Origin of the sequence: Treponema denticola (assembly GCF_024181405.1) — a bacterium.
Taxonomy (GTDB): domain Bacteria; phylum Spirochaetota; class Spirochaetia; order Treponematales; family Treponemataceae; genus Treponema_B; species Treponema_B denticola_D.
On record NZ_CP051302.1, the window covers coordinates 622,516 to 635,588 of the forward strand.

Below are 13,073 nucleotides of genomic sequence, written 5' to 3' on the forward strand. Positions count from 1 at the left end.
TTTACATGAGTAAAAATTTTGGAGACATTTTGGACGAGTGGGATAAAATAACGGGAAAACCTTACGGAAAAAAGCAGATAAAAAAAGACGAGCATTTAAATAAAAAGAACCATAAAACGATTATAAAAGAAGATAATTCGAAAAAGATAAATCCCATGGAAATGTGGTTAAGGCGTTACGGCGTTGAAGATAAGGATGCTCAAGAAGAGTTTACCTCAGTCGATTATGCAAGGCAGCGTAAGACATTAAGAGAGATGCACTGCGAAGATGAGATCGACTTACATGGGATGACATGCGATGAAGCCGAAGCCGCTTTAAATGTTTTTTTTGAAAATTCCATACGCCACGGCTTAAAAAAAATTTTAATTATTCACGGTAAGGGAAACCACTCCGGCGGAGGTGCCGTCTTGGCTCCCTTTGTCCGTTCCTATCTTGAAAAACATAAAAGGGCAGGCGAGTGCGGTCATCCTAAAAATGCAGACGGCGGCACCGGTTCCACTTGGGTTATATTAAAATAGAAATTATTTTAAAGATGCCAAAGCTTTATAAAAAGCGTCTTTTTTTTCTTTAATTTGAGCTGCCGTAAAATATTTTTCCATTTTCCTCAATATTTCATTCATTTTTGCTTCTTCCTCTTTAATATCTATGATAGGCATCGGCTTTGCGTTAAGACTTATACTAAAATTCAATGCTTCCTTTTTTTCGGATTCATCGAATTCAAAAAATATGCCGTCTTTTATATTTTTAGGTGTTTCATTTATTTCATAAAGAGTCATCTCGATATTTTTACATTTTTCACCGCTGCATACCGTTATATTTAATTTTTTCCCTATTTTGAAAAAATTCCAATGACCCGTTATTTTGACGGCCGGTTCTATTTGATAATTTGCAGCAGCTGCTAATTTCCCGTTATCTTCTTGTAGTTCAAAGCATCTTGTATAATATACCTTGTTTTCTTTTATGTTTTTTACCTTTAAATAAATATTTTTCTGTTCGGTAAAAAAAGAATTTTCGGAACCCTTTACCTTTTCTTCCCTGATTTCTGTTTTACCGTCATGACAAAAGCCTGAAGTTTTTGAATACCTGATTCGCATAAGAACGGTTTTATAGTCTTCTAAAAGTTTCGATCCTTCATTTCCCCAAAGGCTAAATACCGCAATAAATACCAAAAATATGGAATACAAAATCTTATTTTTTTTCATTTACTTACCTCTTATTTTCATGATTATAAACTAAATTTACTTTTTTATACAGTATTTCTGTCGATATTTTTTAGCTCTTCTTTGGATAATTGTCTTTTTATGGTTACGTTATTTGATTTTGTTTGTACAATAACCGGATCTCCGGTAGGAGTTGTTTTTCCGTAGATTTGTACAATAGGAAATCTGGGGTCATCAGGATTGACATCTATTACCTTTGCTATTTTTCCGTTAGAAAGATGAACATACATTCCGACTGGATAAAAGGATAGAGAATAAAGCAGGGCTTTTAAAATGGTTTCATCATATTGTCCGTTAGTATTCTTTATCATCTCCACAATACCCGATGAGGCATCTTGAGCTTCCTTGTAAGGGCGCGGAGCTGTAACCGCCTCATAAGAACATGCAACGGCTATTATTTTGCCGTACATTGAAATTTTTTCTTTTGTAAGGCCTCTCGGATATCCAAGCCCGTTTTCTCTTTCGTGATGCTCAAGAGCCCCCAAACATATGGGTAAAGAAAAAGAAGAGGTTTTTAAAATATTGTAGGACAGGACAGGATGTGTAAATAAGGCCTTTTTTCCTTCTTCGCTCAAGGGGGCGTCATACATATAGTATTGAGGCGGAAGCCTGAACATTCCTATTTCGTGTAAAAGACAGGCAGCTCCAAGCTCTATGAGCCTATGAGGAGGCATTTTAAGCTGAAGTCCTATAATTATGGCAAAAATTGAAGACCGCAAAGAATGCATGACAAGATAATTTGTCGGAGAGCTGTATTTCTGCATTTCTATTAGAAGGATATTTTTTTTATCGCTTTTTACAAAATCGCATAATTCTTTTATTTTATCAAAAACTAAACGAGGATCCAAAATCTTTTTCATAGTATAATCGGTAAAAATTTTATCCGTAAATCTTAAAAAATCCCAGAATTTATTTTCCGTTTCTTCCATAATTTCCTTTTGTTTTTTGAGTTTGTCGGAAATTATTTCGTTTTCCTTGCTTGAGTCCAGAACATCCTTGCCTGAGGCTGTATCGGTCCTTACACTCATAAAACTTGAAGGTTCTCCGTCAGAATAAAGGAGAGAAAAATCCCACTCGTTTAAAATAGCCTTTAGCTCGGCAGTAAGAGGTGTTTCCGGGATTAAGAGCAAAAATTTTTTATCCAAATAAACATTTTTATTAAAAAAAGATAAATCTTTTATATGTTCTGCATTGTAGGTATTCACTTATTTTCTCTCCTGTGATACAATATATATATCATTATAAAGGATTTTATATGAAATTAAAAGTACTATTTGTTATATTTAATATCGTCTTAATTTTATTATTGTTTACCGTTTTTTTCCTCCCCCTATTTTATGCTGACGGTTCTTTTATGCGGGAATTTTGGAAGACTAACTGGTTTTTTGGACCTGTATTTTTAATTCTTATTTTGTTTGTAAATATAATGTTCTTAAAAAATAGACTTTTGATCAAATATATTGAATCCGAAGATTGGTCTTCTTTGGCCTCCTTACTGGAGAAAAGAATCTATACAAAAAAGCGGATTACCTATAAAAATTCGCTTCTTTTAGCGGAATCTCTCCTTCTTTTAGGCGATTTTACTTCCATGAATAAATTTTGTGATTTTTTAACGGATAATAAACCAAAATATATATCAAAGCTGGGGCCCAAATTTGCAGCAGCTAAGATGATTTCGGGAGATTATCAAGATGTTTTTGAATTTAGTTCGTCTTTACCTGTTTTAAAAACAACAGCAAGTGAATGGATTGTGTTTTATTCGGCTCTTTCCCTTCAAATGATGAAAAATTATGAAAAAAGTGCCGCTTTATTCACTAAGGTATCGGATTCGGCAAAAAATCCCCTGATTAAGTGTCTCAGTACATATTTTGTTGTTAACGTTTTACAAACCTATTCACAGTTGACTGAAGAGGAAATAAAAGCAAAAGCCCTTCTCTTGCGCTCAAGAATAAATAAAAACTATACTTATGAGTCATGGAAGGCTTATACGGAGTCCGAAAAACAAGAAATACATGTAATGATTTTAACAAAAATAATAGACGATGTCACTTCTTGGCTCTTCTTCTAAATTCACCAAATTGTTTTCGTACTATAAAATGAATGTCGGAAGATTTTTTAAAATTTTACCGAACCCGAAAACAAGTTATAGTCCAATTCTTGGAAATCTTCCAAGACATCATCAGGGTAGGGTGGCGTTTTGCCTCTTTTTACCCTTTCCATTGCCGATTCCCAAAGAATAAGAGAATTTGTATCAAGATTTTCCTGCTGTTCCAAGGCCATGCTTCTATAAGGGTGCTTATGAAGCGGAATATTTCCTGCCATGGCATGGTTTAAGAGCTTCCAGTTGGAATGTATTAAATCCCTTACCGTCTTAAAAACTTCATCTCGGGAATCCAAAAATTTAAGGGCATAGCGTTTTTTTAAGCCCGTTCTATCTTCTTCATAGAAGGCCTTAACTTTAGGGTTATTTGTAATAATAAGTCTTTGATTAGTTTGTGAATCTTTTTGCATATCTTGTGTTTTGGAAATAAAAGTAAATATAAAGGGCAGCTTAAGCTGCCCTTTTTTAGTGCTTATTTGTACTGACTTGCGTCGTAGGGGAGGCCCTTGTTATAGTCTCTTAAGACTTTAGCAACGGTTCCGCTTAAGAATAGCAAGGCTATAAGGTTCGGTATAACCATGATTCCGTTAAAGAAGTCGGTCAATTCCCAAACCAAGTCAATCTTAAGCAAGCTTCCTACAAAGATGAAGATAACTACCAGAAGCTGATAGGGAATAAGTCCCTTTGTTCCGAACAAGTATCTGATGTTTGTTTCTCCGAAGTAGTACCAACCGATGATGGTCGAGAAGGCAAAGAAGAAAAGACAGATGGCAATGAAAAGATAGCCGAATGTGGATCCGAACAAGTGCTGTGCGAAAGCCTCTTGAACGAGCTTAATTCCTTTCATTGTGGGCTCACTTCCTTCAAATTTTACAACGCCTGAGCTTAAAACTGTAAATACAGTGATGTTTAAAACGATGAATGTATCGATAAATACTGCAACGATACCGAGAACACCCTGTTCTACGGGGTGTTTTACATCGGCAACAGCGTGGGCATGAGGCGTAGAACCCATACCTGCTTCATTCGAGAAAAGGCCTCGGGCAACACCGTATCGTACGGCTCTTCCCATTCCGAAACCAAGAGCTCCGCCCCAAACAGCCTTGGGATTAAATGCTCCCTTAAAGATCATGGCAAACATTTCGGGGATCTGAGCTGCATTGATGATAATGACTATAAGACCGACCACAATGTAAACGATAGCCATAATGGGAACTACTTTTTCCGTAACCGAGGCAATTCGCTTAACTCCTCCCATGAAGATAACACCTGCGATTAGTGCAAGAACTGCACCGGTAATCCATGTCGGAATCTGGAAAGCATTTTGGAAGGCATCCGAAATCGAGTTAGCCTGAACCATGTTACCCATAAAGCCGAGAGCTAGAATGATGGCTATGGCAAAGAAACCTGCAAGGAATTTTGCAAAGCCTTCTCCTACCTTATTTTTTAGACCTGCAGAAATGTAGTATGCAGGACCTCCTACTGTTTGTCCCGAATCATCCTTTGTCTTGTAAATTTGAGCGATAGAGGCTTCCGCAAAGTTGGTTGCCATACCTGCAAGGGCAGCAAGCCACATCCAGAAGATAGCTCCGGGACCGCCCATGATGAGGGCTGTCATGGCACCTACAAGGTTTCCGGTTCCTACCTGTGCTGCAATAGCTGTAGCAACAGCTTGGAAAGAGCTCATACCGTGCTTTCCGGCTTCTTTTCCGCTTAATGAAAAGTTACCGAAAAGACGTTTCCAACCTGCTCCGAATTTTGTAAACTGTACTCCTCCTAACCGGATTGTAAAGAACAAACCGGTACCGCATAGAAGCGGAATGAGGAAGTAAACACCCCAAATAAATCCGTTAGCCGAAGAAAACAGGCTTGTAAGATTTTGTAAAAATTGTTCCATAGTGCGATTAAACTCCTTTTACGCATATAGCGATATAGACTTGTTAAAAACAAGCGCCTTTAACTATACAATCAAAATTACAACTTGTCAAGATATTGATATACAAAAATAAAATAAAATACTTTTATAGCATGTTCACTTTTTTGTATAAAAGAGCTTGACTTTGAACGTTATTTTTGTATAATGTATGTCTATGAAAAGAAGATACTTTCAAATTATAAAACTTATGCAAAATGATAAGGATATTCCGCAAAGAGATATTGCAAAAAAGTTAAAAATATCCTTGGCCTATGTAAATAAGATTTTATTCGATATGGAGCATGACGGTTTTTTGTATACCGAAGGTGTTCCTCCTTTTGGAAAAAAGCGGCTTACCAAAAAAGCTTTAACAACTTTTGAAGAGTGCAGGGTGGATAATGCAATTATTATGGCTGCCGGTTTTGGTTCGCGTTTTGTTCCCTTAACCTATGCAACACCTAAGGGATTGTTGGAAGTTTTTGGGGAAAGGATGATTGAAAGGCAAATTGAACAGCTGAAAGCTGTAGGTATCAACGATATAACGGTAGTTGTGGGCTATTTAAAGGAAACCTTTGAATATCTTATAGATAAGTACGGCGTAAAATTTGTATATAATCCCGATTTTAAAAATAAAAATAATCTTTCCACCCTTTACCATGTAAGGGATGAGCTTAAAAGCACCTATATTCTTTCGAGCGATAATTGGCTTAGGGAAAATATGTACCATTCCCATGAGTATGATTCATGGTATTCTTCCGTTAAGATAGCCGGAAAAACAAAAGAATGGATATTAAAGTTAGGCTTGCACGATAAAATTATGGATGTAAAAGTCGGAGGCAGAAACGGCTGGGTTATGTACGGCCCCGTATATTTTTCAAAAGAATTTTCCGATAAGATACGCCCCTTGATTGAAGAAGCTTATGAAAGAGATGATACCGATGATTGGTATTGGGAAGATGTATATATGAGGAATATAAAAGAGCTAACCATGTTTGCAAACAAGCAGGGTGAGCATCAGGTATATGAATTCGAATCCCTTGACGAAATTCGCCTATTTGATTCATCTTATCTTATTTCCTCCCATGATAAATGGCTTGAACTTATATCAAATGTATTTAAAAGGCCCGAGCACAGTATCACAAATCTAAAGCCTCTTAAATTCGGGATGACAAATAAATCCTTTTTGTTTGAATTTGAGGGTGAAGAATATATTTTTAGAATACCGGGAGAAGGAACCGAAGCCCTTATAAACAGAAAGGAAGAATATGAGGTTTATAAGGCTATTTCTCCTTTAAACTTAAGCGATTCTATTATTTATTTTGACCCTGAAAATGGGGTAAAGATTACCAAGTTTATTCCTAGCTCCCATACTGCGGATGCCCGTAATCCTGAAGACTTAGAAAAATGTATGAATGTTGCCCGCCGCCTTCATGAGTCAGGCTTAAATGTTGCTCATTCCTTTAATCTCCGCGAACGTATGGACTATTACGAAAAAATCGCCAACGAAAAAAACGGCATTTTCTATAATGATTACCGCGAGGTTAGGCTTTTGATGAATGAGCTTTTGGAATTGATTGAAAATACGGAAAGACCTCATGTTTTATGTCATATAGATCTTGTGCCGGACAATTTTATAATTAGCGGTGATGATGTGCATTTAATTGACTGGGAATATGCCGCTATGTGTGATCCCCTCATAGATATAGCGATGTTTGCTATTTATGCCTACTATGACAATACCGAACTTGAAAATTTGATGGAGCTTTATTTTCAAAGAAAGCCTGAAAAAGATGAAAGGCTTCGTATCTATTGTTATGTCGCTCTTTCGGGTTTTTTATGGGCCCTTTGGACTTGTTATAAAGAGGCGCTAGGCGTTAGCTTTGGAGATTACGGCTTAAAGATGTATAGATATGCAAAGGATTATTATAAAAAAGTGAAGAGTATAGTAGGAGGTAATTGATGATGAACACTGAAGATGAATTGGGTGTAAAGGAACTTGAATTAAAGGATAAAAATGAAATTGATTGGCTTATAACCGTATTACCACTGACAGTGATAATCTGTTTGACGGGATTGGTTCTCTTTTTTCCTGTAGAATCGATGAAGGTAGTTGATGCTCTTTGGTCTGTTTTTGTAAATAAGCTGGGTTTTTTCTATATTTTGCTAGGTTTGGGTCTTGTTTTTACCGCCATAGGTTTGGCCTTTTCCCGCTTCGGCACTGTAAAGCTGGGAAACCTTGAAAAACCCCGTTACGGAAATTTTACATGGGGGGCTATGATTTTTACCTCGACTATGGCAGCCGATATTCTTTATTGGTCGCTTATAGAGTGGGCCTATTATTTTGGTGAAAGTCCCTTCGGTCTGTCTTCTCTTTCACTGGCAGAAAGACAGGATTGGGCCGCGGCCTATCCTCTATTCCATTGGGGAATAACACCATGGGCTTTTCATATAGTGCCTGCCGTAGCCTTTGCTTATATGCTTCATGTCAAGGGAAGAACAAAGCAAAAGCTGTCCGAAAGCTGCCGTCCTATTTTTGGGGACAGGATTGACGGCCCTATAGGAAAGATGATAGACGTTTTTTCGGTAATAGGTTTATTGGCCGGAACTGCTACAACATTCTCGCTTGCAACTCCTCTTTTGTCTTTGGCTGTTTCTACTATTTTTGGAATACCTCAAGGAAAGATTTTGACTCTTGTCATTCTTCTGATAATAGCTGCCGTCTACACGGCTGCCGTTTTATTGGGTTTAAAGGGGATTTCTCAGCTTGCAAAGATTTCGGTTGTTTCTTTTTGTGTTCTTTTAGGTCTTGTATTTATAGCCTCACCCAAAATCTACATAATAGAAACAAGTATAACCGGTATCGGCAAGGTTATTCAAAACTTTTTCGGCATGTCCACATGGATGGACCCATTGCGTATTTCCGGAGAAGGAGGAGCCGGCTTCCCTCAAAACTGGACAATATTTTATTGGGCTTATTGGATAGCTTGGTTTGTTGCAACTCCTTTCTTTATAGGAAAGATTTCTGAAGGCCGTACAATAAAGAATACCATAATCGGCGGACTTATCTGCGGTATAGCAGGGACTTATTGTTCTTTTATAATCCTTGGAAATTACGGGCTTCATTTACAGGCTCACGGAATTTTTGATGCGGCTTCCGCAATAAAGGAAACGGACCCTTCTCAAGTTATCCTGCAAATTCTTAACACCCTTCCTTATGCAAAAATTGTTTTAGGTGTTTTGATAATTACAATGATAGCCTTTTATTCGAGTACTTTTGATGCAATTACTTTGGTAATAGCTTCCTATTCTCAAAAGAATTTGGAAAAGCATAGCGAACCTAAAAAGGGCCTTAGGGCATTTTGGGCGGTAGTCTTTGTAATGCTTCCCGCAGCCTTAATCCTTGTGGGAACTAATTTAAACCAGCTTCAAAGTCTTTCGATTATAGCCGCCTTTCCTTTAGGAATTATAATAATACTGATAGTTATAAGTCTTTTTAAGGAACTAAAACATAACGGAGGGTATAGGTAGCCTTATGCCGGATTTTTACGCACATTATATACATGGACAAAGGGTTTTTGCTATATTGTCTCCTGAAATTGTTGCCGGAATTTCAAATAAAAATTTATATAATCTCGGCTTACAGGGCCCTGATTTTTTGTATTTTTATAAACCCTTTAAAAAGAATAATAATCCTGTATTGCAGCTTGCAAAGGATATCCATAATAAAAATTGTACCGATGTTTTTAATGCCGTATTAAATAAAATTAGAATAGAGCCTAATACGGATGAATTTTCTTACATGATGGGCTTTATAGGTCACTTCGGTTTGGATAGTTGCTGCCATCCTTATGTAAATGCTATGGTCGAGGAGATGAAAAGAGACCATGCCGAAATTGAAATGGAATTTGAAAAATTTTTATTAAAGCAGGACGGTCTCCATCCTCTTAGATACAAGGCCCATAATTATATCGATATAAGTGAAAAAGAAGCTGAAGCCGTTGCAAATATCTACAGATGTCTTCTTCCCTCTATAACAAAAGAAGATATCTTGCGTTCTTTTCGTAGTTTTAAAATGGGGAAACACTTTTTCTATGCACCTACAAGGTTGTCTCAGATTTTAAAACTTTCTTTAATTAAAATCTTAGGCCTTTATGGTTTTTTGCAGGGGCACATTATTAGAACGGCTGACCATATTAAAAGTAAAATTACAAATAAAAAGCTTTTTTCTCTTTACAATAATTCGATAGAAATAACGGCCGAGTTGATGGAAAATTTTTTAAAAAATCTTACAGATGGTAGGCCGTTTTTAGATCGTTTTAATTATAGATTTTCTTAAAACCTTTATTTATTACCTTTTGCAAGTTCTTCTTTTTTATATGAGGCTTCCTGGGCATATTTTATGGAAGGAATAGATTCTGCCAGTTTTGAATAAAGATATAAAGCCTGTTCGGTATTACCGTTTTTCGAAAGAGAATCCGCAAGATTCATAAAGGCTCTCCAAAAATTTTGTTTTTCGGCCCATAATATTACATCCTGTCTTCTATTCAGTCTGTGAAGCAGGTTTGTAAATTCGGTATATTTGTAATTATAGTCGTCTTTTGAGATAAGGTCATCAAGATTCGTTATAGTTATTATAGAAGCTAAAACAGCGGTTGCAAGAGCTCTTCTGTTTTTGCCTGCTTCCAAATATATTTCAGTTAAATCCATGTAGGCTTTTAAGGCTATCGGATTACGGTTTCGATACAGCAAAAAGAATTTTTCGGTTGTTTTTTCCGAGCTTATTGTTTTAATCATAGCTTGAAGAGCATCGCTTTCCAAATTTGTAGTTCCGTATATAGGATCTTCGGTTAAAACAAGCAGGAGGTATTTTTCCTGTTCATCGTATTTTCGCAAAAGTTTTGATGTGTCGGCAAGTGCATAAATTATATTGAACCTTTCATCGGGTATTTCCAAGAAATTGTGGGAATTCCATGCTTCTTTATAATAGTGCATGGCTTGCTCATAATCTCCTTCTGCAAAATAAATTCGGCCTGTCAAATAATCCGTTTCAGGGAAGGCCTTGCGTTTTTCGAGCCATGACATTAATTTTGAAATAGACTTATCAAAAAATATGGGCGGATGAGTTAAAAAGATTTCATCCAAAATCTTACAAGCATCGTGATCTTCCCTTTTATTTAAAATTGCATAAACATCCGAAATATTGTCTCCCTCTAATTTTACCCTTTTCGGTTTTAAGGCATTGAACATATAAGAATATTTTGCTTCCATTTGTTCTTTATGAATATCCCTTGCCTTATTTGTTAAGTGGAGGGCAAGGCCGAACTCACCTTTTTCCATTTGGATTTTTGCCTGTTCTAAAAGATGCCAAGGTCTTTCTTTTTCATCAATAGATTCCAAACAAAAAAGGTTTGAGCAAAAATAAAAAATAGATAGTACGATAAAAATAATTTTTAATTGTTTTTTCATAGACTTTGAAGCTCCTCTATAAAGGCTTTATCCACTGCCTCAAATTTTTCTTCTTCTGTTAATTTTTTTAAATCCAAGCGTTTGGTAATTGCTCCGTGTTTAAATATTATAACGGAGTCTTCTGCTCCGGTAATTCCAAGGTCTGCATGCTTGCCTTCTCCGGGGCCGTTCACTACGCAGCCCATAACGGCAATGCTTATGTCCTTCTTTTCGGATAAGAGTTTTGTCTGCCATCGTTTTACAAAGGCTTGAACATCAAAGCCCTTTCTTCCGCATCGCGGGCAGGATATGAGCCTTATTCCGCCTTGCCTTTTACCGCATTCGGTTAATATTTCTCTTCCGGCTATAACTTCATTTTCGCAAGAATCGGAGAGGCTTACTCTTATGGTACTTCCTATGTTTTGTTCCAAAAGCCTGTAAAAGGCTATTGTGCTTTTTACAATACCTTGAATAAGGGGCCCTGCTTCAGTAACTCCTAAATGAAGAGGATTATCGAATTTTTTAGCAAAGATTTCGTTTGCCATGACCGTTTCCCTCACATTGGAAGCCTTCATAGAAACTACGGCATCTTTAAAATCGGCTTTTTCGAAAATTTCCAGTTCTCTTGCGGCTGCCTCGGTTAAGGCATCAGCTCTCAAGAGGGAAATCTCGTCGTCTAATGCCTTTTTGTCGCCGCTTAAGTTTCTTTTTGCATTTGCCTCTTCTATTTTCTTTTTTAGATCGGAAGGCAGAGAGCCCGAATTGACCCCTATTCGGATAGCAGTTCCCGTATACTTTGCCTTGCGTATAACTTCTTCCGTTTTTTCTTTTGAACCGATATTTCCGGGGTTTATGCGTATTTTTGCCGTGTCTCCGTCCATGCACCGTAGGGCAAGTTTATAGTCGAAATGGATATCGGCGACGAGAGGCATCTCCGTTAATAGGGTGAGCTTGACAAATTGCTCTGCAGAATCCATGTCGGGAACTGCAAACCTCACGATATCGCAGCCCAATTGTTTCAATTCATTTAAGCTTTTTACAATAGAAAGGAGATCAGCTCCCAATAGGCTTTCTTTCCACATAGTTTGAAGCAAAATCGGTGAAGTGCCTCCGAGAGTAAGTTTTTTAACCTGTCCTTTGCCGCCTATCTGAATTGTCCGCGGTAGTTTTATCGAGTTCATATCAGTTCATTATCGGCATAAATTATTTAAAATACAAGTTTTATTATAGGGAACCTCTAAAAACTTCAGTTTTTAGAGGTTTACCCTTCACTCTAATATTGTTACAGGCTTTTGAGTTTGAGTGTCGGCTTTTTCCAGTTTGCCGATTATCCATGATTCTTCTCCGACAAGCTCGCGATATTTTTCGGCCATGTCGGGGGAAACTACGGCTATCATTCCGATCCCCATATTAAAGACTCTGTACATTTCGTCCCCGCTTGCACCGGTTAATTTTTGGATCAGGGGATAAAGAGGCGGTACGGGCCACGAGCCTTTTTTTACCTTGATGACGAGGCCTTCGGGAATAACGCGCGGAATGTTTTCGATAAAACCTCCGCCTGTGATGTGGGCTAGGGCTTTTACAATTTCAGGATGCTCCTGCAAGATTGGATAGATTGCATTAAGATAGGAGCGGTGCGGTTTTAATAGAACCTCATGTAATGGTGCTTTTAATTCGGGGTAGACGGTATTAAGGTCTACGCCTTTAAAGGCTGTTCTAATCAATGAGTATCCGTTTGTATGGGGACTGTCGGATGCAAGGCCTATCAGGAGGTCTCCCTCTTTTATGTTTTTTTTGGGAAGAATTTTTTCTTCATCGACAGCCCCGACAATGGTTCCGGCTATGTCGAATTCTCCTTCCATATAAACACCGGGCATTTCTGCCGTTTCGCCGCCTATGAGGGCACAGCCCGATTCTTTACAAGCCTTTGCCATGCCTCCTACTATGTCGGCAATCATTTGCGGATCCAACTTTGAGCTTGCAACATAGTCCAAAAAGAAAAGGGGCTTGGCTCCTTGAACTAGGATGTCGTCAATGCAGTGGTTTACTATGTCTTGGCCTATTGTTGTGTATATACCGGCTTCGGCTGCTATTTTTACCTTTGTTCCGACCCCGTCCGTAGAACCTACAAGGACAGGCTTTTTCATTTTAAAAAGCTCTTCGGTGCCGAAAAGACCTCCGAAGGTGCCTACATCCGAAAGAACGGATTTATTAAAGGTTGATTTAACCGCTGCACTCATTAAGCGGACGGCCTCATTTCCTGCATCAATGTTCACGCCTGAGGCGCTGTATACCGAACTTTTATCTTTTGATAGTTCTTCGCTCTTGCCCTTTGGCTGCTCTTGGTTTTTATTTTTCATTTCGTTCATTTTATTTCTTCCTTTTTATTTTA

At 37.7% G+C, this 13,073-nt stretch carries 12 protein-coding genes; 5 read left to right on the plus strand and 7 right to left on the minus strand.

What is annotated here, in order from left to right:
- Positions 1–5 precede the first annotated feature (5 nt).
- The gene (locus HGJ18_RS02860) at positions 6–518 is read left to right on the plus strand and encodes a Smr/MutS family protein (protein ID WP_253697578.1); all 513 of its coding nucleotides are present in this window, start codon (positions 6–8) and stop codon (positions 516–518) included.
- Between the two features lie 3 nt (positions 519–521).
- Here HGJ18_RS02860 and HGJ18_RS02865 read toward each other — a convergent pair whose 3' ends face one another.
- Complete coding sequence (locus tag HGJ18_RS02865) at positions 522–1,202, minus strand: hypothetical protein (RefSeq protein ID WP_253697579.1); 681 nt, start codon at positions 1,200–1,202, stop codon at positions 522–524.
- Positions 1,203–1,246: 44 nt separating this feature from the next.
- Complete coding sequence (locus HGJ18_RS02870; protein WP_253697580.1) at positions 1,247–2,425, minus strand: HD-GYP domain-containing protein; 1,179 nt, start codon at positions 2,423–2,425, stop codon at positions 1,247–1,249.
- Positions 2,426–2,475: 50 nt separating this feature from the next.
- Here HGJ18_RS02870 and HGJ18_RS02875 point away from each other — a divergent pair, with 50 nt between their 5' ends.
- A complete protein-coding gene (locus HGJ18_RS02875) occupies positions 2,476–3,288 on the plus strand; it encodes a hypothetical protein (protein ID WP_253697581.1) in 813 nt (270 codons plus the stop codon).
- 47 nt (positions 3,289–3,335) lie between these two features.
- Here HGJ18_RS02875 and HGJ18_RS02880 read toward each other — a convergent pair whose 3' ends face one another.
- Together HGJ18_RS02880 and HGJ18_RS02885 are read right to left on the minus strand one after the other, a co-directional pair.
- Entirely contained in the window at positions 3,336–3,731 is a 396-nt protein-coding gene (locus tag HGJ18_RS02880; protein WP_253697582.1) for a GrdX family protein, read from the minus strand.
- A gap of 62 nt (positions 3,732–3,793) precedes the next feature.
- Positions 3,794–5,218, minus strand: coding sequence for an alanine/glycine:cation symporter family protein (locus HGJ18_RS02885; RefSeq protein WP_253697583.1), 1,425 nt, complete (start codon positions 5,216–5,218; stop codon positions 3,794–3,796).
- A gap of 193 nt (positions 5,219–5,411) precedes the next feature.
- Here HGJ18_RS02885 and HGJ18_RS02890 point away from each other — a divergent pair, with 193 nt between their 5' ends.
- Genes HGJ18_RS02890 through HGJ18_RS02900 form a run of 3 tightly spaced genes read left to right on the plus strand, consistent with a single transcriptional unit; the run spans position 5,412 to position 9,572 of the window.
- Entirely contained in the window at positions 5,412–7,196 is a 1,785-nt protein-coding gene (locus tag HGJ18_RS02890) for a phosphotransferase (RefSeq protein ID WP_253697584.1), read from the plus strand.
- Entirely contained in the window at positions 7,196–8,764 is a 1,569-nt protein-coding gene (locus HGJ18_RS02895) for a BCCT family transporter (protein WP_253697585.1), read from the plus strand. The genes HGJ18_RS02890 and HGJ18_RS02895 overlap by 1 nt, the downstream gene beginning before the upstream one ends.
- A gap of 4 nt (positions 8,765–8,768) precedes the next feature.
- Positions 8,769–9,572, plus strand: coding sequence for a zinc dependent phospholipase C family protein (locus tag HGJ18_RS02900; RefSeq protein WP_253697586.1), 804 nt, complete (start codon positions 8,769–8,771; stop codon positions 9,570–9,572).
- A gap of 5 nt (positions 9,573–9,577) precedes the next feature.
- On the opposite strand, the gene HGJ18_RS02905 is transcribed toward HGJ18_RS02900, so the two are convergent.
- The 3 genes from HGJ18_RS02905 to purM form a co-directional block, all read right to left on the minus strand.
- Positions 9,578–10,702: a tetratricopeptide repeat protein gene (locus HGJ18_RS02905; RefSeq protein ID WP_253697587.1), complete on the minus strand. Its 1,125-nt coding sequence runs from the start codon at positions 10,700–10,702 to the stop codon at positions 9,578–9,580.
- Positions 10,699–11,862 (minus strand): (E)-4-hydroxy-3-methylbut-2-enyl-diphosphate synthase, encoded by a 1,164-nt coding sequence (gene ispG, locus HGJ18_RS02910; protein WP_253697588.1) that lies wholly within the window; start codon positions 11,860–11,862, stop codon positions 10,699–10,701. Before ispG ends, HGJ18_RS02905 begins: the two co-directional genes overlap by 4 nt.
- Positions 11,863–11,949: 87 nt before the next feature.
- On the minus strand, positions 11,950–13,050 hold the full coding sequence (gene purM, locus HGJ18_RS02915; RefSeq protein ID WP_253697589.1) for a phosphoribosylformylglycinamidine cyclo-ligase: 1,101 nt from the start codon (positions 13,048–13,050) through the stop codon (positions 11,950–11,952).
- Positions 13,051–13,073 lie beyond the last annotated feature (23 nt).

Excerpts from the sequence above, each read along its gene's own strand:
- HGJ18_RS02860 (WP_253697578.1), top strand. The coding sequence starts at position 6 with ATGAGTAAAAATTTTGGAGACATTTTGGACGAGTGGGATAAAATAACG.
- HGJ18_RS02865 (WP_253697579.1), bottom strand. The coding sequence starts at position 1,202 with ATGAAAAAAAATAAGATTTTGTATTCCATATTTTTGGTATTTATTGCG.
- HGJ18_RS02875 (WP_253697581.1), top strand. The coding sequence starts at position 2,476 with ATGAAATTAAAAGTACTATTTGTTATATTTAATATCGTCTTAATTTTA.
- HGJ18_RS02880 (WP_253697582.1), bottom strand. The coding sequence starts at position 3,731 with ATGCAAAAAGATTCACAAACTAATCAAAGACTTATTATTACAAATAAC.
- HGJ18_RS02885 (WP_253697583.1), bottom strand. The coding sequence starts at position 5,218 with ATGGAACAATTTTTACAAAATCTTACAAGCCTGTTTTCTTCGGCTAAC.
- HGJ18_RS02890 (WP_253697584.1), top strand. The coding sequence starts at position 5,412 with ATGAAAAGAAGATACTTTCAAATTATAAAACTTATGCAAAATGATAAG.
- HGJ18_RS02895 (WP_253697585.1), top strand. The coding sequence starts at position 7,196 with ATGATGAACACTGAAGATGAATTGGGTGTAAAGGAACTTGAATTAAAG.
- HGJ18_RS02900 (WP_253697586.1), top strand. The coding sequence starts at position 8,769 with ATGCCGGATTTTTACGCACATTATATACATGGACAAAGGGTTTTTGCT.
- HGJ18_RS02905 (WP_253697587.1), bottom strand. The coding sequence starts at position 10,702 with ATGAAAAAACAATTAAAAATTATTTTTATCGTACTATCTATTTTTTAT.
- ispG (WP_253697588.1), bottom strand. The coding sequence starts at position 11,862 with ATGAACTCGATAAAACTACCGCGGACAATTCAGATAGGCGGCAAAGGA.
- purM (WP_253697589.1), bottom strand. The coding sequence starts at position 13,050 with ATGAACGAAATGAAAAATAAAAACCAAGAGCAGCCAAAGGGCAAGAGC.